Here is a 21,450-nt window from a genome sequence, read left to right as displayed (position 1 = left end):
CCCGACACCCTACCCGCCATCAACAGCCACGACGCCGCGCCGGACATCATCGATTGCGCGTTTCGCGGCGGCCCGAAGCGGCGGGTGCGGTGCCGCGTTGCGGACCTGATCGAGGAGATCGAGGACCTGCCTGCACCACCGCACGAAATCGCCTGCGGAGAGCTGGGTCCCGGAGCCGGTCGCGTCCGAGGCCTGCAGCGCGGAGGCCAGATCGCCGGTGGTGGCCCAGCGATAGACGGCGGCGACGAAGCCCTCGTCGGGTTCGCGGGTCGGCGTGATCCGGTGGCGAATTTCGTCGGCCCGCAGCTGCCCGGACAGCCGCCGCGTCTGCGCCAGCGCGCGGCGCAAACCGGCGGTCGGCACCTCATGTGCCTGCGACACGGGCCCGTCGCTGCCGCGGGTCTCGAACACCACCGCCGAGAGCACCGCGGCCAGCTCGGCGGGGGCGAGCCCGTTCCACGCCCCGGTCCGCAGGCATTCTGCGACCAACAGATCGCTCTCGCTGTAGATCCGAGCGAGTAGCCGGCCATCGTCGGTGGCATTGAGATCTCGGGACTCGCTGTCGCGGGCGTCGATGAATCCTCGCTCGGTGAGCAGGCCGACGATCCGGTCGAAGGTGCGGGCCAACGAATTGGTCGCCGAGGCGATCTTCTGCCGCAGCGCAGCATTGTCACGTTCGACCCGCAGATACCGTTCGCCGATGCGGGCCTGCGCTTCCCGGTCGGCGACCCGGTGCGCGGGATGGCTCTGCATCGCCGCCCGTAGCGTGATCAGCTCAGGGTCGATATCGAGTTCGTCTGCCGGCGTTGCGCGCTTGCGCTTGGCCGACGGTACCGACAGCCCGGCCGCCGCGGAGCGCAGTGCCGAGGCAAGATCCCGACGCACCCGCGGCTGCCGGTGCTCGACGCGTTTGGGCAGCGCCATCGTTCCGAGTGGCGGCGCCGATCCGGAATAGTCCGCCGACGAGATGCGCCCGGCCCACCGGTCCTCGGTCAGCACCAGCGGCCGCGGATCATCGCTGTCGATGGCCGCTTCGAGCACGACGGCCAACCCGCCGCGGCGGCCCTGGGTGATCGTGATGATGTCGCCGCGGCGCAGGGCGGCCAGCGCATCGGTGGCGGCACCGCGCCGCTGGAGCCGCGACGCCCTGGCCTGGGCCCGCTCGCGTTCGGAGATCTTCGCGCGCAGCCGAACGTAGTCGATCATCGGACTGTCGGGGCCACCGAGCTCCGAGGCGATCTCGTCGAGCATCCGATCGCCACGCTCAGCACCGCGCACCAACCCGACAACCGACCGGTCAGCCTGATACTGCGCGAACGAACGCTCCAGCAGGCGCCGGGCGGCTTCTGGCCCCATCTGCTGGACCAGGTTGATCGTCATGTTGTACGACGGCGCGAACGAGCTCTTCAGCGGGAACGTCCGGGTCGAGGCCAGGCCCGCGACCTCCGCAGGTTCCAGGTCGGGATGCCAGAGCACGACAGCGTGGCCCTCGATGTCGATACCGCGGCGCCCCGCGCGGCCGGTGAGCTGGGTGAACTCCCCCGGCGTCAACGGGGCGTGCTGTTCGCCGTTGAACTTCACCAAGCGCTCCAACACCACGGTGCGGGCGGGCATGTTGATCCCCAGCGCCAGGGTTTCCGTCGCGAAAACCGCTTTGACCAGGCCTGCGGTGAACAGCTCCTCCACGGTGTGCCGGAAGATCGGCAGCATGCCCGCGTGATGGGCGGCCAGACCACGCAGCAGGCCTTCGCGCCACTCGTAGTAGCCGAGCACTTCGAGGTCCGAATCGGGAAGATCGCCGCAGCGGCGGTCGATGACCTCGGCGATGCGGGCGCGATCCTTATCCGTGGTCAACCGCAGCGAGGATCGCAGGCACTGTTTCACCGCGGCGTCGCAGCCCGCCCGGGAAAACACGAAGGTGATGGCCGGCAGCAGACCTTCCTGGTCGAGCGCCGTGATGACATCGGGCCGCGACGGTGGCCGGTACAGGGTGGGCCGGTGGTTCCGGTTGGGGCCGCCGCGGCGGTCCGACTTCGGCGGCCGGAAATCCGTCAGCCGCTCGGCTTCGCGGCGGTGCGCGATGTGACGGACCAGATCGGGGTCGACCAGCAGTTGGCTGTCGGCAGAGCGAGCGTCGTAGTCGAACAGGTCGAACATCCGCTTACCGACCAGGACGTGCTGCCACAGCGGGACGGGACGGTGTTCGTCGACGACGACGGTGGTGTCGCCGCGCACCGTCTGGATCCAGCCACCGAACTCCTCGGCATTGCTCACGGTGGCCGACAGGCTGACCAGCCGCACATCCTCGGGCAGGTGCAGGATCACCTCTTCCCACACCGCTCCGCGCATCCGATCAGCCAGGAAGTGCACCTCGTCCATCACCACATGTGAAAGACCATGCAGCGCAGGAGAATTCGCGTACAACATGTTGCGCAGCACTTCGGTGGTCATGACCACCACCGGTGCGTCGGAGTTGACCGACATGTCACCGGTCAGCAGCCCGATCCGCTCCGGCCCGTACCGACGAACCAGATCAGTGTGTTTCTGGTTGCTCAGCGCCTTGATCGGGGTGGTGTAGAAGCACTTCCGCCCGGCCGCCAGCGCCAGGTGGACGGCGAATTCACCGACCACCGTCTTGCCGGCTCCGGTCGGGGCGCAGACCAGCACGCCGTGCCCACGCTCGAGGGCTTCACAGGACCGCTGCTGGAAACCGTCGAGCGCAAACGGCAGCTCAGCGGCAAACCGCGCCAGCTCAGAAGAGCCGGGCAGCGTGTCAGGTGGATTCGTCATACGTGGCCGCCTCGGGGCGGGCGGCGATGCTGGCAGCCGTGGGTGGCGGCGACGGCGGCTCGATGGGGGCGGCCTCGTCGTCGGACAGGGCGGCCTCGGCCAGCGCCTCGCGCTTCCCCTTGCGCCGGTCGCTGAACCGGGAGATCTGGATCGCGAGCTCGAGCAGCACCGTGAGCGCCGCGCCCAACGCCAGCATCGAGAACGGATCCGATCCCGGCGTGGCGAACGCGGCGAAGACGAAGACACCGAAGATCAGGCCCCGGCGCCATGATTTGAGCTTCTCGTAGGGCAGCACTCCGACGAGGTTGAGCATCACGATCAACAGGGGGAATTCGAACCCGACCCCGAAGACCAGCAGAAGGTTGATCAGGAAGCTGAAGTACTGGTCACCGGACAGTGCGGTGACCTGCACGTCGCTGCCGACCGTCAACAGGAAATGCAGCGCCTTCGACAACACGATGTAGGCCAGTACCGCGCCCGCGAAGAACAGCAACGCCGCCGACGTCACGAAGGCGACCGCGAAGCGGCGCTCCTTCTTGTAGAGCCCAGGGGTGATGAACGCCCAGATTTGGTAAAACCACACCGGACAGGCCAACACGACGCCGGCCAGCAGTCCGACCTTCAGGCGCAGCATGAATTGGTCGAACGGCGCCGTCGCCAGCAGTCGGCAGCCGCCGTCGGAACTGATATCGGCGCGGGCCGAGGCCGGCAGCGAACAGTACGGCGCCCGCAGCCATTCGCCGAGGCTTTCGACACCGAAGAAGCCGTGGCTGTACCAGACGAACCCGAAGATCGTGGTCAGCGCGACGCCCGCGGTGGCAATCAGCAGTCGGGCGCGCAACTCGCGAATATGGTCGACGAGCGACATCGTGCCGTCGGGATTCGTGTGACTGCGACGCCGACGTGGATCAAGCCGCTTCAGAACACCGGGTGTTTTCACGAGCAGAATTCAGTGTCGCTGCACCTCGCGGTGCGCCAGTGATGGTTAACGCTGCTGCGCTCAGGCCGGGCGCGCGTCGGTGGGCTTGGGCTCCGCAGTGTCGACCCGCTCGGACTGCACCTGGGTGACGGCCGGCTGGATCGGTGCAGGCGATGGCGCCGGCGAAGGTTCGGCCTTTCCGTCGTTCTGCATCTCCTTGACCTCGGACTTGAAGATGCGCATCGACTTACCCAGCGAACGCGCTGCGTCAGGCAACCGCTTCGCACCGAAGAGCAGGATGATCACAACGGCAAGAATTGCCCAGTGCCACGGACTGAGACCGCCCATAATTGGTTACCTCCATACCTGTACCACTCGGCCTCGATGGTACCCCAGGGACAGGGCAACTAGCCGGACCGCGGACCGGCGGAATAGGCCCGCAACGCCGCGGTTGCGGCCTCGCGCACCCGGATGGCCAGCGATTCCGGCGCCAACACCGTCACTGCGGAACCGAATCCGAGCACCAGCCGCGTCATCCAATCCTCCGAGGCGTAAGTCATCGCCGCCTCGCAGTAGCCGTCCGGTAATTCCTGCAGCACCCGCATCGGGTAGTACTCGAGCATCCACGACGCCGAGGGCGCCACCCGCAGCGTCGCCGACGGCAGCGCCGGGTCGGCGTCGAACAGCGAGGTGTCCGGTGGACCCTGCAGTGCAGGTTCCGGCGGAGCTGACGGCTCGTCGAGGGCCCGGGCGTCGACAATCCGATCGAACCGGAACAGCCGCACACCCTCGGCCTCGCGCGACCACGCCTCCAGATAGCTGTAATCGCCGACCAGGAGCACCCGGATCGGGTCCACGGTCCGGCTCGACAGGGTGTCCCCCGAGGCCGAGTAGTACTCGATGGTCAAGGCCTTACCCGCGCGTACCGCCTCCCGGACGGCGCCGGCGACCTGGTTCTCGACGGGGGCGGGCTCCGACTCGGCCGATGCCGCGCCCGAACCGTGCGCGACGGTGCCCGCCGCCGACTCGATCTTGGCGATCGCGCTGCGGGCGGCGGCCGGGTCGACCACGCCGGGCACGTCGACCAGCGCGCGCAGCGCCACCAAAAGCCCGGTGGCCTCAGGTGAGGTCAGCCGCAACGGCTGGTCGATACCGGCGGAGAACGTCACCTCGATGGTGTCACCGGAGAACTCGAAATCGATCAGGTCGCCGGGGCCGTAACCGGGCAGGCCGCACATCCACAGCTGGTTGAGGTCCTCGCGCAGCTGTTTGGTGCTGACCCCGAGGTCGGCCGCCGCCTCGGCATAGGTGATCCGTGGGTTGGCCTGGAAGTACGGCACCATGTTGAGCAGCCGGACCAGCCGGGTCGATACGGGACTCATGCGCGATCCACTCCCCCGCTCGTTCCTCGCGCGCTCGCTACTCGCTGGGCCCTCATGCGCGATCCACTCCCCCGCTCGTTCCTCGCGCGCTCGCTACTCGCTGGGCCCTCATGCGCGATCCACTCCCTCGCTCTGTGCCCTCAAGCGCTCGACGACGTCATCCCGAAGTGATTGCGGCTCAAGCACAACGGCGTCGGCGCCGTAACCGGCGATATCGCGGGCCAACCGGTCCCGCGGGCCGATATCGACTTCGACGATCTCCCCAGCGCGCTCGCCGAGCTGGCTGGGCCCCAACGACGTTCCGGCGCGCCGCAGCGCAGTGGCCCGGCCGTCGGCCACCCAGACCCTGGCCAGCACACCGCTGGGGCTTTCCCCGATCACCTGGGCGACGATGCCGCGCAGATCTACCCCGTCGGGGCGAGTCACCGCACCGGTCGGGCCGACCGGGGTGACCTCGGCGCCGATCCGCGACAGCCGGAACGTCCGCGTCGCATCGCGATCACGGTCGTGCCCGACGAGGTACCAGCGCCCCTTCTCGGTGACCACGCCCCACGGCTCGACAGTGCGCACGGTGTAGGGCTCGGTCCGCGACGAGCGATGCGGAAATTGCACAGCCTGACCGGAATTGATCGCCGACAACAGGACACCGAGGACATCCTCGGAGCCGCGCAGTCCCGGCATACCCGACGGGGCCGCGACCTCGACGCCGGTGTCCACCGGGTCGACGTCGACGCCGGCGGCACGCAGTTTGAGTACCGCCCCCTGGGCCGCGGTGACCAGTTCGGGCGATTCCCACAGCTGCGCGGCGACGGCGATCGCGGCGGCCTCGTCGGGGGTCAACGCGATATCAGGCAAGGCGTAGGCGTCGCGGTTGATCCGGTAGCCCTCGGTGGGGTCGAACGCGGATACCCGGCCCGTCTCGAGCGGGATGCCCAGGTCACGCAACTCGTTCTTGTCGCGCTCGAACATCCGCGAGAACGCCTCGTCACTGGGACTGTCGGCGTAGCCGGCCACATTCGTGCGGATCCGCTCGGCGGTGATGTAGCCGTGTGTCGACAGCAGCGCGATGACAAGGTTCATCAACCGCTCGACTTTGGAGGTCCCCACTCATCCAACCTTAGGGGTCCGAAGACTCCCGACGCTTACATGCTGGCGATGAGTCGCTTCACGCGTTCGTCGACGGCACGGAAGGGGTCCTTGCACAGCACTGTGCGCTGAGCCTGGTCGTTGAGCTTGAGGTGCACCCAGTCGACGGTGAAATCCCGACCCGCATCCTGTGCGGCGCTGATGAATTCGCCGCGCAACTTCGCTCTGGTGGTCTGTGGCGGTGTGTCGACGGCCTCGTCGATCTCTTCGTCGGTGGTGATCCTGGCGGCCAGACCCTTGCGCTGCAGCAGATCGAACACGCCGCGGCCGCGCTTGATGTCGTGATAGGCCAGGTCCAACTGAGAGATCTTCGGGTCGGACAGCTCCATGTTGTAGCGGTCCTGGTAACGCTGGAACAGCTTGCGCTTGATCACCCAGTCGATCTCGGTGTCGACTTTGGCGAAATCCTGACTCTCCATCGCGTCAAGTTGCCGACCCCACAGGTCGACGACCTGTTCTACCTGCGGGTTGGGTTCGCGGGTCTGCAGGTGTTCGACTGCGCGGGCGTAGTACTCCCGCTGGATGTCCAGCGCGCTGGCCTGGCGGCCGCCGGCGAGGCGGACCGGGCGGCGGCCGGTGAGGTCGTGACTGACCTCGCGGATGGCCCGGATCGGGTTGTCCAGGGAGAAGTCGCGGAACGGAACGCCGGCTTCGATCATCTCCAGCACCAGCGCGGCGGTGCCCACCTTGAGCATGGTGGTGGACTCGCACATGTTGGAGTCGCCGACGATGACGTGCAGGCGGCGGTACTTCTCGGCGTCGGCATGTGGTTCGTCGCGGGTGTTGATGATGGGCCGTGACCGGGTGGTGGCGCTGGAGACGCCTTCCCAGATGTGTTCGGCGCGCTGGCTCAGGCAGAAGGTGGCGGCTTTAGGTGTCTGCAGTACCTTGCCTGCGCCGCAGATCAACTGGCGGGTGACCAGGAACGGCAGCAGCACATCCGATATCCGGGAGAATTCGCCGGCCCGCACGATCAGATAGTTCTCGTGGCAGCCATACGAGTTGCCTGCCGAGTCGGTGTTGTTCTTGAACAGGTAGATGTCCCCGCCGATGCCCTCGTCGGCCAACCGCTGCTCGGCGTCGATGAGCAGGTCTTCCAGGACCCGCTCACCCGCGCGATCGTGGGTGACGAGCTGGTGCAGGCTGTCGCATTCGGCGGTGGCGTACTCGGGGTGGCTGCCCACATCGAGATAGAGCCGTGCGCCATTGCGGAGGAAAACGTTTGAACTGCGGCCCCACGACACCACTCTGCGAAACAGGTAGCGTGCGACCTCGTCGGGGCTGAGCCGTCGGTGACCGTGGAACGTGCAGGTGACACCGAATTCGGTCTCGATCCCCATGATTCGTCGCTGCACATATTCGAGCGTACTGGTTGGCCCGTCGCCGCGGTGGGCAAGCGCGCCGAACCAGCCTGGCTCCGCTGGCCCGTCATCGCCGTTGCCACCACCTGAACAGCTGGCCAACGCCCCGGCTCGTCCTGCCAAATTACCCGGTTACCAGGATGATTGAGAGGTGGAAAGTACCGCTGAATACGACCTGGCGTGGGACCTCGCGGCCGCTGTCGATGCGGTGCTCACCGCTGCGGACCGGGCAGATATCTACGCCAAGATCGGTGCGGGCGACACCTACGGGGCGATCGAGCACCTGCTGTCGTGCGCCCAGCAGCTGGAATCCGCGCTGATACCCGACCTACTCACCCGCGCCAACGCCTGGCTCAACGCGTATGCCGGCTGCGACGCGGAAGACCGGTTGCGCACGCTCCTCGTCAGGCTCAGGGACACCCCGCCGGCAAGTTAGCCAAGCGGCCTGTGGATGGCTGTCGGCGGGGCCGTCGCGCTCCGGCCACCATGCGTTATGGCCGAAACACCGCTCACCGCTGACCTGCCCCGCCTCCGTGTCGTCGCCAATCGGGTCGACCGTGCCGCCGACGCCATCGACCGATACCGATGCGCAGGATTGCACGCGGAGGACCTCGCCGGCTCCGCGGTAGGCGGTATCGCTGCGCCCGCCGTGGTCGCCGTCCGACTCGAGGACGTGGTGGGGCAGCTGCGGGGCTGGGCGACGGCGGCTCGAATAGCGGCCAGTGCCTTCGCGACTGCCGAGCAGAACAGTATGGCCCGCCTCGACCGGCCATGACCCGACCGACGGTCACCCAGGCACGGCAGTGGCGACCGGAGAGACTCCGCGAGGTCGCCGACGCCTGGGATGACGCGGCCGGACACCTGCAGACCGAGGTCGACGAACTCCGTCGCAGCGCCGATGAGGGCCGCGACGGCTGGGCCGGCACCGCAGCCGCCACCGGATGGGAGCGGCTCGCCTCGGCTCAGATGGCGGCGACGGCGATGACCCGCGGGTTCGTCGCCGCGGCGGTGGCCGCCCGCGACGGCGCCGCCCGGATCGCCGCGGCGCGCGACGAGGTCCTGGCGGTGCTCTCCGACGCCGATGGGTACCGGGTTGCCGACGACGGCACCGTGGCACCGCCCGACGGTGACGCCGCACCCCTATTGCGCCTGACCTCCGGCGGCGACGAGCGGGTGGCCCAGCTCATGATGGCAATGCGCGCAACCGAACTCACCGATCTGCTGCGCACCGCTCTGGATCGGCTCGGGGCGGCGGACACCGAAACCGCCCACGATATCGACCAGGCCTTCGACGTCCGTGCGGCGGCGACAGATCAGGGCCCGGCGCACACGCGACCGGCCGGGGTGGGGCCGGTGGCGGACGCCGCGATCGTCGCGGCCTGGCCGTCGATGAGCCAAGACCGCATCGCCGGCCAGATCGCGGCGATGACCCCAGCACAGCGGCAACACCTGATCGACACGATGCCCGCGCAGGTGGGCAACACCGACGGGGCGCCGTGGGAGATGCGAATCGCCGCCAACCGGATCAATATCGCCGACGCCATCCTCGACCAGCGGCGCACCATCGACCGCCCTGACGACGACAAGCTCCGGCGCGTGCTGGGTCAGGCCATTGCGGCCCAGCACCTCGACCCGGCGAGCGCGGAACGGATGTGGGTGGCGGCGCACGCCGATGCGGGGCTGCGGGCCGCCGCGATCGGCGCACACGACGCCGACGCCCGCCGCCACATCGCCTTCTATCAGGGACTGCTGGCGGAGGTACCGGATCCGGGCCGCCGCGAAGGCCCGGCGTCAGAGTCGATGAGGCCGCGTCAGATCCTGGCGTTCGACCCGGCCCGCGCATCGCTGGTCGAGTTGATCGGAGACCTGCACAGCGCCACGAGTGTCGGCGTGCTCGTACCCGGACTGAACACCACCATCATCGGGTCGGCGGGCACGACGGAAACCGCCCGCAGATTCGTCGCGGCCGGGCGTGGCAGCGTCGCGATGATCACCTATCTGGGCGGCCCGTTCCCCACCGGCGGTCCGGTCACCGGCCTGCTCAACGCCGCCGAACCGCGGTTTGCCCTGGAGATGGCGCCGAGACTGGTGGCGTTCAGCGAGGACGTCGAACGCACGCTCGCCGGCACGGAAACCACCACCGGACAACGGATCCCGGTCACCTTCATCGGGCATTCCTACGGCGGTTCCATTCTCGGCACCGCCGAAAGCCTCGGTCTGACCGCCGACCGCACCCTCTACGTCGAGGCGGCCGGCGCCGGTGTGGGCGTGCACGATCCCGGCGACTGGCACAACCGCAACCCACACGTGCTGCGCTTCTCGATGACCGCGCCGGGTGACCCGATCGAAGCGGTCCAGGGTTTTCCGACCGGACCCCACGGTGCCGACCCCGACGAGATGCCCGGCGTCATCCGCTTGGACACCGGACACCGACTGGACGGCACCGTGATGTCCGGGCTGGCCGCGCACAGCGATGTGCTGAGCGAACCGTCTGACGCCTGGCGCAACATCCTGGGCGTCATCACCGGTGACCGTGGGCTGATACAGGTGCGCTGACGGCAGCTAGTCTGCACCGATGGACAGCGAAGTCGGAGGTGCCCTGCACGGGGGCTCAGAAGTTGTGGTGGGAATCGACGGATCCGAGGCCGCGCTCGGCGCCGCCCGGTGGGCAGCCGACTTCGCCGCGAAAAGCGCGGCCCCGCTGGTGTTGCTGCATGCGGTCCCCCGATTGGACTGGCATTTCACCACCGACAGCCCCTCGATAACGGCCGAAGGCACCGACGCCGTGCTGGCCGTCGCCGAGGAAGCCGTGAAGTCCACCCATCCCCAGCTCGGGGTGCAGACCACGATCGTGAAGAAATCGGTGACCGTGGCCCTGCAGGAAGCGTCCGACGACGCCCGCCTCGTCGTGGTCGGCGCTGGCTCCGACGAGCATCGGGTGTTGGGCCCACACGCCATCCGGATCGCGCACGGCGCGCTGTGCCCGGTGCTGGCCTGGCGTGAGCCGGCGGCCCGCCGGACTGGGAAGCCGCTACCGGTGGTGGTGGGGATCGACGAATCCGACGGTTCCGCCAGGGCACTGGCCGCGGCCTTCGAGGTTGCGCGCACATTGCATGCGCCGCTGACCGTGGTGCACATGTGGGAGATCACCGCGGCGGTGGGGCTGGGCTACAGCCAGGGGCTGATGGACTGGAACTTACTGGACATGCTGCAGACCCAGCAGCGCCAACGGATGGACGAGTTGGTCGCGCCGTTCGCGCGCACGTATCCGAATGCCCATGTGACCGAGGTGTTCCGGGATATCAGCCCGGCCAAGGGGCTGGTCGAACTGTCCGGCGATGCTCAGCTGGTGGTAGTCGGCAGCCACGGCAGCGGTGGGATCACCGGGGCCACGCTCGGCTCGGTCAGCCAGAGCGTCCTGCACCGCGCCGAATGTCCGGTGCTGATCGTCCGATAGTGCGCTGGCCCCCGCCTTCGCGAACGCAATGGGCTCAGCCTCGACCTCCGGGCCTGCCTAGCCGGAGGTCGCTGAATCGCCGGTGCCCTCAGCCTCTGAATCGGCTTGCGGCAGTAAGGGTTCCAGTGCGGCACCGGTGATCCGGCGGAACGCCCGTCGCGGCCGGTTGGCATCGAGGATCGCGACCTCGAGTGTCGAAACATCCAGCGTGCGTGGCTCAGCCGATCCCGAACCGGAGCCCGAACCCGATCCACTCGGTGTACCGCTGCTGGCGATCCCGACCCGTAGCGCGTCGACCGCGATCTTCACGGCGTCCGCAAGATCCGCGTTCTCCGCGTAGGTGTTCTTCAACGCGGTGATGATCGGTTCGGTCGTGCCGCCCATCACCACGAAATGTGGCTCGTCGGCGATGGATCCGTCGTAGGTGATGCGGTAAAGCTCCGGCGCCTTGGTCTCGCCGTAATGAGCGACCTCGGCCACGCACAGCTCGACCTCATACGGCTTGGCCTGCTCGGTGAAGATGGTGCCGAGGGTCTGGGCGTAGACGTTGGCCAACTGCCGCCCCGACACATCGCGCCGGTCGTAGGCATAGCCCTTGGTGTCGGCGTACTGGATACCGCCACGCCGCAGGTTGTCGAACTCGTTAAAGCGACCGACCGCGGCGAAACCGACCCGGTCGTAGAGTTCGCTGACCTTCTGCAGGGACCGCGACGGGTTCTCCGCCACGAACAGCACACCACCGGCGTAGGCCAAGGCGATCACGCTGCGACCGCGGCCGATACCTTTGCGCGCGAGTTCGCTGCGCTCGCGCATCGCCTGTTCGGGCGAGATGAAATAGGGAAAGCTCATGAGTCCGCTCGTGGTGCTTCGTTGATGCCTACGCTGTCGCCTGGACCGAATGTGTCGGCGCGCGAACGGTCGGCGATGACCTCACGGGCCAGTTCGGCGATCCGCTCCTCGGCCACGTCGTCGGCCCCCTCCGCGCCGATGGTGACCGCGGTCGGGTAGATCCCCCGCACCAAATCGGGTCCACCGGTGGCGGAGTCGTCGTCGGCCGCGTCGTAGAGCGCCTCGATGGCCACCCGCAGCGCGGATTCGGCGTCGGTCACACGCGAATACAGTTTCTTGATCGACGATTTCGCGAAGATCGAGCCCGAGCCCACCGACTGGTATCCCTCGACCTCGATATTCCAGCCGCCGGCGGCGTCGAAGGACACGATGCGGCCCGCGTTGCGCGGGTCCGGGTCCGCCAGGTCGTAGCCAACCAGCAACGGCAGGGCAACGAACCCCTGCAAGGCCGCACCGAGGTTGCCGCGCACCATGATCGCCAACCGGTTCACCTTGCCGCGAAACGTCAGCGGCACGCCTTCGACTTTCTCGTAATGCTCCAGCTCGACGGCATACAGCCGGGCGAACTCGACGGCGATCGCCGCCGTACCCGCGATACCAGTGGCGGTGTAGTCGTCGGCGATGGCCACCTTCTGCACATCGCGGCCGGCGATCATGTTGCCTTGGGTCGCTCGCCGATCGCCGGCGATCAACACGCCGCCGGGATATTTCAGTGCCACGATCGTGGTCCCGTGCGGGAGATCAGCACCCGACCCGGCGACATGCCCAGCACCCGTCGGCAACAGATGAGGAGCCTGTCGCCGCAGGAGATCTGAGAACGAAGAGAGATCAGAAAGTGGTGAGCTGGTGGCCGCGCGGTCGCTGAACGGCCAGGTCACTGTCCGCCCTTTTGCACGTATGCGCGCACAAAATCCTCGGCATTCTCTTCAAGGACGTCGTCGATCTCGTCGAGCAGATCGTCGGTCTCCTCGGTCAGCTTCTCGCGACGCTCTTGGCCCGCTGCCGTGGTGCCGGTGACGTCGTCATCATCGCTGCCACCGCCACTCTTCGTCTGCTCCTGAGCCATCGCTGCCTCCTGCGTTGTCATCGGCGGTTACGTGTTGCTCTGAAGATGCTCCGCCGGTTCCCCCACAGTACCGGTCACCGGGCGATTCGCCGGGCGTAGGGCTCGAACCCGAGACCTTTCGGAAATCAGTTCGTGAGCTGCTCCACCAGTTCGGCAGCGCTGTTGACAGAGTCCAGCAAGGCACCGACATGGGCCTTGCTGCCCCGTAACGGCTCCAGCGTCGGGATCCGGACCAGCGAATCACCGCCGAGATCGAAGATGACCGAATCCCAGCTCGCGGCCGCGATATCCGCACCGAAACGGCGCAGACACTCACCGCGGAAGTAGGCCCGGGTGTCGGTCGGCGGGTTGTCGACGGCATCGAGCACCTGCTGTTCGGTGACGAGTCGCTTCATCGAGCCGCGCGCGACCAGGCGGTTGTAGAGCCCCTTGTCGAGGCGGACATCGGAGTACTGCAGATCCACCAGGTGCAGGCGTGGAGCTGACCAGCTCAGGTTCTCCCGGTGCCGGAAGCCGTCGAGCAGGCGCAGTTTGGCCGGCCAATCCAGCAGGTCGGCGCATTCCATCGGATCCCGCTCCAACAGGTCCAGCACGTGCGCCCAGGTCTCGACGACCTTGGACGCGGCCGGATCAGGATCGCGGCTGTCCACCAGCTTGGCCACCCGGTCCAGGTAAATCCGTTGCAGCGCAAGTGCAGTCAGTTCACGGCCGTCCGCCAGCGCGACGGTGGCGCGCAGCGTTGGGTCCCGGCTGACGACGTGCACGGCGTGGACCGGCCGCGCCAGCGCCAGATCGGACAGGTCCAACCCATGTGCTGGACCCTCTTCGATCAGATCGAGCACCAGCGACGCGGTGCCCACCTTCAGATAGGTCGACGTCTCCGCGAGGTTGGCGTCGCCGATGATGACGTGCAGCCGCCGGTACTTGTCGGCGTCGGCGTGCGGTTCGTCGCGGGTATTGATGATGCCGCGCTTGAGGGTCGTCTCCAGACCGACCTCGACCTCGATGTAGTCGGCGCGCTGGGACAGCTGGAAGCCGGGCTCATCACCGGAGGGCCCGATGCCGACGCGGCCGGATCCGGTGACCACCTGCCGGGACACCAGGAACGGCGTGAAGCCCGCGATGATGGACGAGAACGGCGTCTGCCGGCTCATCAGGTAGTTCTCGTGCGTGCCGTACGACGCGCCCTTGCCGTCGACGTTGTTCTTGTACAGCTGCAGCTTGGCCGCTCCCGGCACCGAGGCGACGTGACGCGCGGCGGCTTCCATCACCCGCTCGCCGGCTTTGTCCCAGATCACCGCGTCGATCGGATCAGTGACCTCGGGCGCGGAGTACTCCGGATGGGCGTGGTCGACATACAAGCGGGCGCCGTTGGTCAGGATCATGTTGGCGGCACCGACCTCGTCGGCATCGACCACCGGCGGCGGCCCCGCCGACCGGCTCAAGTCGAACCCACGGGCGTCGCGCAGCGGCGATTCCACCTCGTAATCCCAGCGGGTGCGCTTGGCCCGCTGGATACCGGCCGCCGCGGCATAGGCGAGCACCGCTTGTGTCGAGGTGAGGATGGGATTCGCGGTCGGATCGGACGGCGAGGAAATGCCGTACTCGACCTCGGTCCCGATAATCCTTTGCATGCGCCCCAGCGTAGAGGGACGACGATACGGGCGAGGCGCCCGGGCGACGATGCGCGCGAGGAACGAGCGCGTTGAGGAGCCGGGCTAGAGGCAACGAGGCCGTTGAGGAGCCCGACCATAGATGTAGAGGGACGACGATACGGGCGAGGATGCGGGCTGAGAGCGAGAGTCGCTTTCGTCGCCAGCTGAACGACGCAACTGCCGTTAAAGTGACCGCGGTGATCTCCCCCGATGCTGCCGAACGCGTCGCGGCCGAAAGCTGGTTCCTCAAGCGCGGATTGCCCGTGGTGCTGACCCGTCGAGCGCGCTGGCGCCGACTGTGGTCGCGATCGGCGCCAGCCCTGACCGCCTTCGCCACCTTCATGGCCGTGATGTCGATCATCAACCTGCTTCCGGGCGAAGACGGCGATCCCGACAGCGTGAACATCAACGGCGCGCCGAGCGGCTGGGACATCGTGGTCCTGGCGCTGATCGTGTTGATCGTGCCCGCCACGATCGCGACCGGAGCGCTGACAGCGCGGGTGGCCAGTACCCGGGGCCGTCGACTGGCGGCGCTGATCGCTGTTGCGATTGCCGTCGCCTGCACTTTTCTGCAGGGCGCATTGGCAGACGATCTCACCTTCCTCATGGTGACGGTGCTGACGATCGTCGTGGTCATGCTGTTGGTCGGGCTGGGTATCGGCTCGGTGCTGGGCTGGGCGGTCCGCCTGACCGGATCGCATCTGGCCTCGGCCGGCACGCTGTTCGCCAGGGCGCTGCCGGTGGTCCTGCTGACCGTTTTGGTGTTCTTCAACAGCTACGTGTGGGTGATGGCGACGAAGATCAGCCGGGACCGGATGTGGCTGGTCATCGATTTCATGGTGTTGATCGCCTGCGCGTTCCTCCTGACCGGCATCGTCGATCGGGTGCGGCCGATGCTGGCCAAGAAGACAGTGCGCAACAAGGACATCGCGCGGCTGATCGGGACACCGTTCGAGGAGATGCCGGATCCGGACACGGCCGTCCCCCTGAGCCGTCTCGAACGCTTCAACGTCATCTTCGTGGTGGCGGCGTCACAGATCGCGCAGATCCTCACCGTCGCATTCGTGACCTGCGCAATCTTTTTCACCATGGGCCTGTTGGCACTGTCCCCCGATGTACTGGCGGACTGGACCCACAACGGGCCGACCGAGGGCACCGTGCTCGGCATGCAACTACCGGTGCCGCAGCCGCTGATCCACGTCACAATGTTCCTCGGCGCGCTGACGTTCATGTACATCAGCGCCCGAGCCGTCGGCGACGGCGACTACCGCGAAAGCTTCCTCGACCCCCTCATCGACGACCTGAGATTCACCCTCGTCGCCCGGAACCGATACCGCACCCACATCGGCCGCCAACCCAGCTAGGGTGCCGCCATGACGCCAGTTGACGTACTGCAGCGGCGCGCGGCCGAAACCTGGTTCCTCGGCAACGGTCTGCCCGCTGTGCTCCGCCCCGGCGCACTGGTCCGCCGCCTCTGGCCGCGGTCGGCTCCCGCACTGGCCGGGCTGGCCGTGTTCATGTTGTGGTCGGTGGTCATCGTCTCGATCACGGACAAACACACCATCGATATCAACGGCAAACCGACCAGGACGGAGTGGTTCGTCCTGGCACTACTGGTGCTGGTCGTACCGCTGGCCGCGCTCGCCGGTTGGCTGGTCTCGCGCATCCGGACACTTCGCAGCCGAGAGGTTGCCGCGGGGGTCTCACTGATCGTCGTGGTGATCGGGGTCTTCTTCGGCGGGCCGACGACGCAGGTGCTGCTCAATGCGGTCATCGCGGCCGCAAGTGTCGGCGTCATCCTGGTCGTCACCGCTTCGGGTGTGGGGTCGATCCTGAGCTGGGCCGCTCGGGTCACCCTCGACGACCTGGCGCTGGCCGGCACGTTGTTCGTGCGGTCGTTGCCGGTGGTGCTGCTGACAGTGTTGGTGTTCTTCAACACCTACGTCTGGCTGATGGCCGAATACGTAGGGCGCGGCCGGCTGACTCTGGCGTTGGGGTTCCTTGCGCTGATCGCCGTCGCCTTCGTGACGTCCAGCACGGCGGACGCGGTCCGGCCCATGCTGTCGGCAGCTGGCCAGCACGTCGACTCCGACGATGCGCGGCTGGCCGGCACACCGTTCGCCGATATCGCGGATCCAGTTGGCAGCGAGCCACTTTCGCGCGGCGAACGCTGGAATGTGATCTTCGTGTTGGCCGTATCCCAGGTCGTACAGGTCGCCACCGTCGCCCTGGTTTCGGCGGGGGTGTTCTTCGTGCTCGGCCTGATCCTGCTCAACCCGCGGCTGCTCAGCGAATGGACGCGCGGCGGCTCCAGCGACGGCGAGTTGCTCGGTATGACACTGCCGGTGCCGCAAGCGCTGATCCAGACCACGATGTTTCTCGGTGGACTGACCTTCATGTACGTCAGTGCCAAGGCCGTCGGCGACGGGGAGTACCGGGCCAGGTTTCTCGACCCGCTGATCGACGAACTGCGGCTGACCCTGACCGCTCGCAACCGTTATCGGACCCTGCCAGCGCGGTGAGCGCTCCCGACGTGGCGCGAGCAGACAGAAACTCCCCCTTTTCGTGACGGAAAAGGGGGAGTTTCTGTCTGCTCGCGGTGGGACCTACAGGTACTGGCCCAGGTTCGACTCGGTATCGATAGCCCTGCTGGCCGACGAACTCTTACCGGTGACGAGCGTGCGGATGTAGACGATCCGCTCGCCCTTCTTGCCCGAAATCCGAGCCCAGTCATCGGGATTGGTGGTGTTGGGTAGGTCTTCGTTCTCGGCGAACTCGTCGACGATGGAGTCCAGCAGATGCTGGATACGCAGACCGTGCTGACCGCTTTCGAGCACCGCCTTGATCGCGTTCTTCTTCGCGCGGTCAACGACGTTCTGGATCATCGCACCGGAGTTGAAGTCCTTGAAGTACATGACTTCCTTGTCACCATTGGCATAGGTGACCTCCAGGAACCGGTTGTCGTCGATCTCGGCGTACATCCGGTCGACGACCTTCTCGATCATCGCCTTGATGCAGAGCCCGCGATCACCGCCGAACTCGGCCAGATCGTCCTCGTGAACGGGCAGGCCCTCGGTCAGGTACTTGCTGAAAATGTCCTGTGCCGACTCGGCATCCGGCCGCTCGATCTTGATCTTCACGTCCAGCCGGCCGGGCCGCAGGATCGCCGGATCGATCATGTCCTCGCGGTTGGAGGCGCCGATGACGATGACGTTCTCCAGGCCTTCCACGCCGTCGATCTCGGACAGCAGCTGTGGGACGACGGTGGTTTCGACGTCGGAGCTGACACCGGTTCCACGAGTACGGAAGATCGAGTCCATCTCGTCGAAGAACACGATCACCGGGGTGCCTTCGGAGGCCTTTTCCCTGGCCCGCTGGAAGATCAACCGGATGTGCCGCTCGGTCTCGCCGACGAACTTGTTCAGCAGCTCGGGGCCCTTGATGTTGAGGAAGTAGGACTTCGCTTCCCTGGCATCCTCGCCACGAACCTCGGCCATCTTCTTGGCCAGCGAGTTCGCCACCGCCTTGGCGATCAGGGTCTTACCGCAGCCGGGGGGACCGTAGAGCAGCACCCCCTTGGGCGGCCGCAGCGAGTACTCGCGGTAGAGGTCCTTGTGCAGGAACGGCAATTCCACGGCATCGCGAATCTGCTCGATCTGGCGCGTCAGGCCGCCGATGTCCTCATAGCTGACGTCGGGCACCTCTTCCAGCACCAGGTCTTCGACCTCCGCCTTGGGCACGCGCTCGAAGGCGTAACCGGCCTTGGTGTCGACCAGCAGCGAGTCGCCGGGACGTAACTTGCGCGGCCGCTGGTTCAGCTCGGCTTCGCTCAGGCCGGCGGCGATCTCCGGCGGGAGGTCTTCCTGCTTGATCAGCGGTTCGGCCAGCCAGACGATGCGCTCCTCATCGGCATGCCCGACGACAAGCGCACGATGACCGTCGGCCAGGATCTCACGCAATGTGCTGATCTCGCCCACGGCCTCGAAATTGCCTGCCTCGACGACAGTCAGTGCCTCGTTGAGCCGCACAGTCTGGCCCTGCTTGAGCGCTTTGGTATCGATGTTCGGCGAGCACGTCAGCCGCATCTTGCGGCCGGAGGTGAACACGTCGACCGTGTCGTCCTCGTGCGCGACGAGCAGTACGCCGTAGCCACTGGGCGGTTGCCCGAGCCGATCGACCTCCTCACGGAGTGCCAAAAGTTGCTGGCGGGCCTCTTTGAGGGTGTCCATCAGCTTGGCGTTGCGGGCCGAGAGCGAGTCGATACGCGCCTCGAGCTGGTGCACATCGCGGGCGGTTCGCAACCCACTCTGCGCGCCTACCGCGTCCTCCAACTGCTCCCGCAAAAGCGCCGCCTCACGGCGCAGTTCTTCCAACTCGGCAGCGTCATCGCTGGGCATGGGGGTTCCGAAGACTTCAGAACGCTCTGACTCGCTCATATTGCGCTCCTCTCCAACACTTGGTGTTGGTGCAGTAACAACTTCAAAGCTACCGGCGATTCAGTCTTTGTGTGTGGTGTAGGAATTCGACACACCAGCACCACTGTTAACCTTTGTAATGAGTTGGGCTAATTGAGAGGACAGCCGTGACCCTGAAATCCCTAGCCACAGGTGTGGCCGCCTGCCTGAGTGCAGCAGCGGTCGCTGGAGCAGCGGCCGTGGGTGTGACTTCTGTTGCATCGGGCGCGTCGGTTGCATCACCTGCCGTGCAATCCGTTGTTTTCGGCGTCCCGATGCCGCAGACGCCGGCACCCGAACTTCAGGCTCCGCTTCTGCAGACCCTGAACGTACTGGCCGGAGGCGGTTCGTTCTCCGGTGCCAAGTCGGCCTATGTCGAGGGTGGTGTTGGTCGGATCGAAGGAATCGCCGCCGACCGCGCCTACGCCAACGCAGCCGCCAAGGGCTCGTTCCCACTGACCTTCAATATCGCCAACATCGACCAGAACGGTGGCATCGCCACGGCGGACGTCACCGCGACCGCCGCGACGGGCGGTACTGCTACCCAGAACATCACGTTCATCGCAGGTCCCAGCCCCAGCGGCTGGTTGGTCTCGAAGGCATCGGCGCTGAACCTGCTGGGTTCGGTCAACTAACTGAGGTAGCCAGGCATCAACCGCAGCAGGGCATTAAAAATCATCCTGAGCGCCGCCACAATTGTGGCGGCGCTTGGGCTATCCGGGTGTTCCCCGGACGCACCCGAGTCCACCGCGCCATCGACGACTGCCAGTGCGCCGGTAGCCGCTCCGCAACCCACCGGCCTGCCCGAGGCCTCGGTGCTGATCGACCTGCTGAACCGACTGTCCGATCCGGCGCTGCCCGGCACGGACAAGCTGGCCCTCGTGGAGGGCGCCACCACTACTGACGCGGCAGATCTCGACAGATTCGCCAAGGCTCTGCAAGACAATCGCATGCTGCCCATGGCGTATACCGCCACCGACGTGGCCTGGTCACCCGACACCCCCGGCGACGTCACGGCGAACGTCACCGCGACCCCCGCTGATGCCGGCGCCGGCCCGTTTTCGTTCCCGATGGAGTTCACCGCCAAGGCGGGCGCCTGGCAGTTGTCCCGGAAGACGGCCGACCTTCTCCTGAGTCTCGGCGGCCAGGCGGCGAACAGTACGGCCGTCCCGACGCCGACTTCCACTCGCTGAGCCGCCCATGTGGATCGGCTGGCTGGAATTCGACCTGCTCCTCGGCGACGTCCATTCGCTGAAAGCGAAACGCTCGATAATCCGGCCGATCGTGGCCGAACTGATCCGTCGATTCAGCGTCTCTGCAGCCGAGACCGGAGACCAGGATCTGCACCGCCGCGCCGGAATCGGGCTCGGCGCGGTCGCCGGCGAACGTCAGCACGTGGTGGACATTCTGGATGCCGCCGAACGCCTGGTGGCCGCCCGGCCCGGTATCGAACTGCTCTCGGTGCGCCGCGGACTGGTCCGCAGCGACGACTTCTGAAGCTCGTCCTTACAGCTCGTTGGTGGACGTCAGCCGCTTACGCCGCAACGGCGTCGGCGTGACGGTACCCGGCGCGAGCCGGCGGGCCGAGATCAGGAACGCGGTGTGCCCGCGCATATTGTGCTGCGGGCGCACGGCGAGACCGACGACGTTCCAGCCGCGCATCATCGTTTCCCAGGACCGCGGCTCGGTCCAGCACTGCTGTTCACGCAGGGCCTCCACGGTCTTGGACAGCTGGGTTACGGTCGCGACGTAGATGATCAGCACTCCGCCGGGCACCAGAGCCCCGGCGACCGTCTCCAGCACGTCCCACGGCGACAGCATGTCGAGCACCGCACGGTCTACCTGAGGACCGGCGTAGTCGTTGAGGTCGGCGATGACGAGGTCCCAGTTGGCGGGGTGCCCGCCGAAGAAAGTCGTGACGTTGCGGTCGGCGTGAACGGCGTGGTCGTCGCGCAATTCATAGGAGATCACCTGGCCGTGCTCGCCGACGGCGCGCAGCAATGAGCAGGTCAGGGCGCCCGAGCCGGCACCGGCCTCCAGCACCTTCGCGCCGGGGAAGATATCGCCCTCATGCACGATCTGGGCTGCATCCTTGGGATAGATCACCTGAGCCCCGCGAGGCATCGACATCACGTAGTCGATCAGCAGCGGGCGCAGCACCAGGAACTGATCGCCGTTGGTGGACTTGACCACGCTGCCCTCGGGCACCCCGATGATCGCGTCGTGGGCGATCGCACCGCGATGGGTGTGGAACTCCGCACCGGGGTTGAGCAGCACGGTGTAGTGCCTGCCCTTACCGTCGGTGAGCTGGACGCGGTCTCCCACGTTGAACGGACCGGTTAGCGACACAGCCGTTCAGCCTGCCAGGAGA

The 21,450-nt window shown here is 66.8% G+C and carries 21 protein-coding genes; 9 read left to right on the top strand and 12 right to left on the bottom strand.

What is annotated here, in order from left to right; genetic code table 11:
• Positions 1-9 precede the first annotated feature (9 nt).
• The 6 genes from H7J73_RS04230 to pafA all read right to left on the bottom strand — a co-directional run bounded on the left by H7J73_RS04230 (position 10) and on the right by pafA (position 7,592).
• The gene (locus tag H7J73_RS04230) at positions 10-2,790 is read right to left on the bottom strand and encodes a DEAD/DEAH box helicase (RefSeq protein WP_264065959.1); all 2,781 of its coding nucleotides are present in this window, start codon (positions 2,788-2,790) and stop codon (positions 10-12) included.
• Entirely contained in the window at positions 2,774-3,730 is a 957-nt protein-coding gene (gene tatC, locus H7J73_RS04225) for a twin-arginine translocase subunit TatC (protein ID WP_264065958.1), read from the bottom strand. Before tatC ends, H7J73_RS04230 begins: the two co-directional genes overlap by 17 nt.
• A 60-nt stretch (positions 3,731-3,790) precedes the next feature.
• A complete protein-coding gene (gene tatA, locus H7J73_RS04220; RefSeq protein WP_264065957.1) occupies positions 3,791-4,057 on the bottom strand; it encodes a Sec-independent protein translocase subunit TatA in 267 nt (88 codons plus the stop codon).
• Between the two features lie 59 nt (positions 4,058-4,116).
• The gene (locus H7J73_RS04215) at positions 4,117-5,091 is read right to left on the bottom strand and encodes a helix-turn-helix transcriptional regulator (RefSeq protein WP_264065956.1); all 975 of its coding nucleotides are present in this window, start codon (positions 5,089-5,091) and stop codon (positions 4,117-4,119) included.
• Positions 5,092-5,199: 108 nt separating this feature from the next.
• Positions 5,200-6,198 carry a helix-turn-helix transcriptional regulator gene (locus H7J73_RS04210; RefSeq protein WP_264065955.1) on the bottom strand — a complete coding sequence of 333 codons (999 nt, stop codon included), beginning with the start codon at positions 6,196-6,198 and terminating at the stop codon, positions 5,200-5,202.
• A 35-nt stretch (positions 6,199-6,233) separates the two neighbouring features.
• Positions 6,234-7,592 carry a Pup--protein ligase gene (pafA, locus tag H7J73_RS04205; protein ID WP_264065954.1) on the bottom strand — a complete coding sequence of 453 codons (1,359 nt, stop codon included), beginning with the start codon at positions 7,590-7,592 and terminating at the stop codon, positions 6,234-6,236.
• Between the two features lie 157 nt (positions 7,593-7,749).
• Here pafA and H7J73_RS04200 point away from each other — a divergent pair, with 157 nt between their 5' ends.
• From H7J73_RS04200 to H7J73_RS04185, 4 genes are read left to right on the top strand one after another with little or no spacing between them, the layout of a single operon-like run.
• Entirely contained in the window at positions 7,750-8,034 is a 285-nt protein-coding gene (locus tag H7J73_RS04200; protein ID WP_264065953.1) for a hypothetical protein, read from the top strand.
• Positions 8,035-8,091: 57 nt separating this feature from the next.
• The gene (locus H7J73_RS04195; RefSeq protein ID WP_264065952.1) at positions 8,092-8,373 is read left to right on the top strand and encodes a DUF7162 family protein; all 282 of its coding nucleotides are present in this window, start codon (positions 8,092-8,094) and stop codon (positions 8,371-8,373) included.
• Positions 8,370-10,154 (top strand): alpha/beta hydrolase, encoded by a 1,785-nt coding sequence (locus H7J73_RS04190; protein WP_264065951.1) that lies wholly within the window; start codon positions 8,370-8,372, stop codon positions 10,152-10,154. The genes H7J73_RS04195 and H7J73_RS04190 overlap by 4 nt, the downstream gene beginning before the upstream one ends.
• A gap of 19 nt (positions 10,155-10,173) precedes the next feature.
• Entirely contained in the window at positions 10,174-11,055 is an 882-nt protein-coding gene (locus H7J73_RS04185) for a universal stress protein (protein WP_264065950.1), read from the top strand.
• 57 nt (positions 11,056-11,112) lie between these two features.
• Here the strand turns inward: H7J73_RS04185 and prcA are convergent, their stop codons facing one another.
• The 4 genes from prcA to dop form a co-directional block, all read right to left on the bottom strand.
• A complete protein-coding gene (prcA, locus tag H7J73_RS04180; RefSeq protein WP_264065949.1) occupies positions 11,113-11,904 on the bottom strand; it encodes a proteasome subunit alpha in 792 nt (263 codons plus the stop codon).
• Positions 11,901-12,782, bottom strand: a complete 882-nt coding sequence (gene prcB / locus H7J73_RS04175; RefSeq protein WP_264065948.1) for a proteasome subunit beta — start codon at positions 12,780-12,782, stop codon at positions 11,901-11,903. The genes prcA and prcB overlap by 4 nt, the downstream gene beginning before the upstream one ends.
• Positions 12,779-12,970, bottom strand: coding sequence for a ubiquitin-like protein Pup (locus H7J73_RS04170; protein ID WP_264065947.1), 192 nt, complete (start codon positions 12,968-12,970; stop codon positions 12,779-12,781). Before H7J73_RS04170 ends, prcB begins: the two co-directional genes overlap by 4 nt.
• 125 nt (positions 12,971-13,095) lie before the next feature.
• Positions 13,096-14,604, bottom strand: a complete 1,509-nt coding sequence (dop, locus tag H7J73_RS04165; protein ID WP_264065946.1) for a depupylase/deamidase Dop — start codon at positions 14,602-14,604, stop codon at positions 13,096-13,098.
• A gap of 218 nt (positions 14,605-14,822) precedes the next feature.
• On the opposite strand from dop, the gene H7J73_RS04160 reads away from it, so the two are divergent.
• Entirely contained in the window at positions 14,823-15,989 is a 1,167-nt protein-coding gene (locus tag H7J73_RS04160) for a hypothetical protein (protein ID WP_264065945.1), read from the top strand.
• Positions 15,990-15,998: 9 nt separating this feature from the next.
• The gene (locus tag H7J73_RS04155) at positions 15,999-17,147 is read left to right on the top strand and encodes a hypothetical protein (RefSeq protein ID WP_264065944.1); all 1,149 of its coding nucleotides are present in this window, start codon (positions 15,999-16,001) and stop codon (positions 17,145-17,147) included.
• Between the two features lie 84 nt (positions 17,148-17,231).
• Here H7J73_RS04155 and arc read toward each other — a convergent pair whose 3' ends face one another.
• Positions 17,232-19,061, bottom strand: coding sequence for a proteasome ATPase (gene arc, locus H7J73_RS04150; protein WP_264065943.1), 1,830 nt, complete (start codon positions 19,059-19,061; stop codon positions 17,232-17,234).
• A gap of 146 nt (positions 19,062-19,207) precedes the next feature.
• Between arc and H7J73_RS04145 the strand changes: the two genes are divergently transcribed.
• The 3 genes from H7J73_RS04145 to H7J73_RS04135 are packed head-to-tail and all read left to right on the top strand — an operon-like array spanning position 19,208 to position 20,576.
• Positions 19,208-19,714 (top strand): MTB12 family secreted protein, encoded by a 507-nt coding sequence (locus tag H7J73_RS04145; protein WP_264065942.1) that lies wholly within the window; start codon positions 19,208-19,210, stop codon positions 19,712-19,714.
• A 15-nt stretch (positions 19,715-19,729) separates the two neighbouring features.
• The gene (gene lppK, locus H7J73_RS04140; protein WP_494337792.1) at positions 19,730-20,272 is read left to right on the top strand and encodes a lipoprotein LppK; all 543 of its coding nucleotides are present in this window, start codon (positions 19,730-19,732) and stop codon (positions 20,270-20,272) included.
• Between the two features lie 7 nt (positions 20,273-20,279).
• On the top strand, positions 20,280-20,576 hold the full coding sequence (locus H7J73_RS04135) for a DUF503 domain-containing protein (RefSeq protein WP_264065940.1): 297 nt from the start codon (positions 20,280-20,282) through the stop codon (positions 20,574-20,576).
• Positions 20,577-20,585: 9 nt separating this feature from the next.
• Here the strand turns inward: H7J73_RS04135 and H7J73_RS04130 are convergent, their stop codons facing one another.
• A complete protein-coding gene (locus tag H7J73_RS04130) occupies positions 20,586-21,428 on the bottom strand; it encodes a tRNA (adenine-N1)-methyltransferase (protein WP_264065939.1) in 843 nt (280 codons plus the stop codon).
• Positions 21,429-21,450: the final 22 nt, after the last annotated feature.

This window comes from Mycolicibacterium komossense, from assembly GCF_025822605.1.
Classification (GTDB): domain Bacteria; phylum Actinomycetota; class Actinomycetes; order Mycobacteriales; family Mycobacteriaceae; genus Mycobacterium; species Mycobacterium komossense.
Note: the sequence above shows the minus strand (reverse complement) of the source record. Positions and strands in the feature narration are given on the sequence as shown.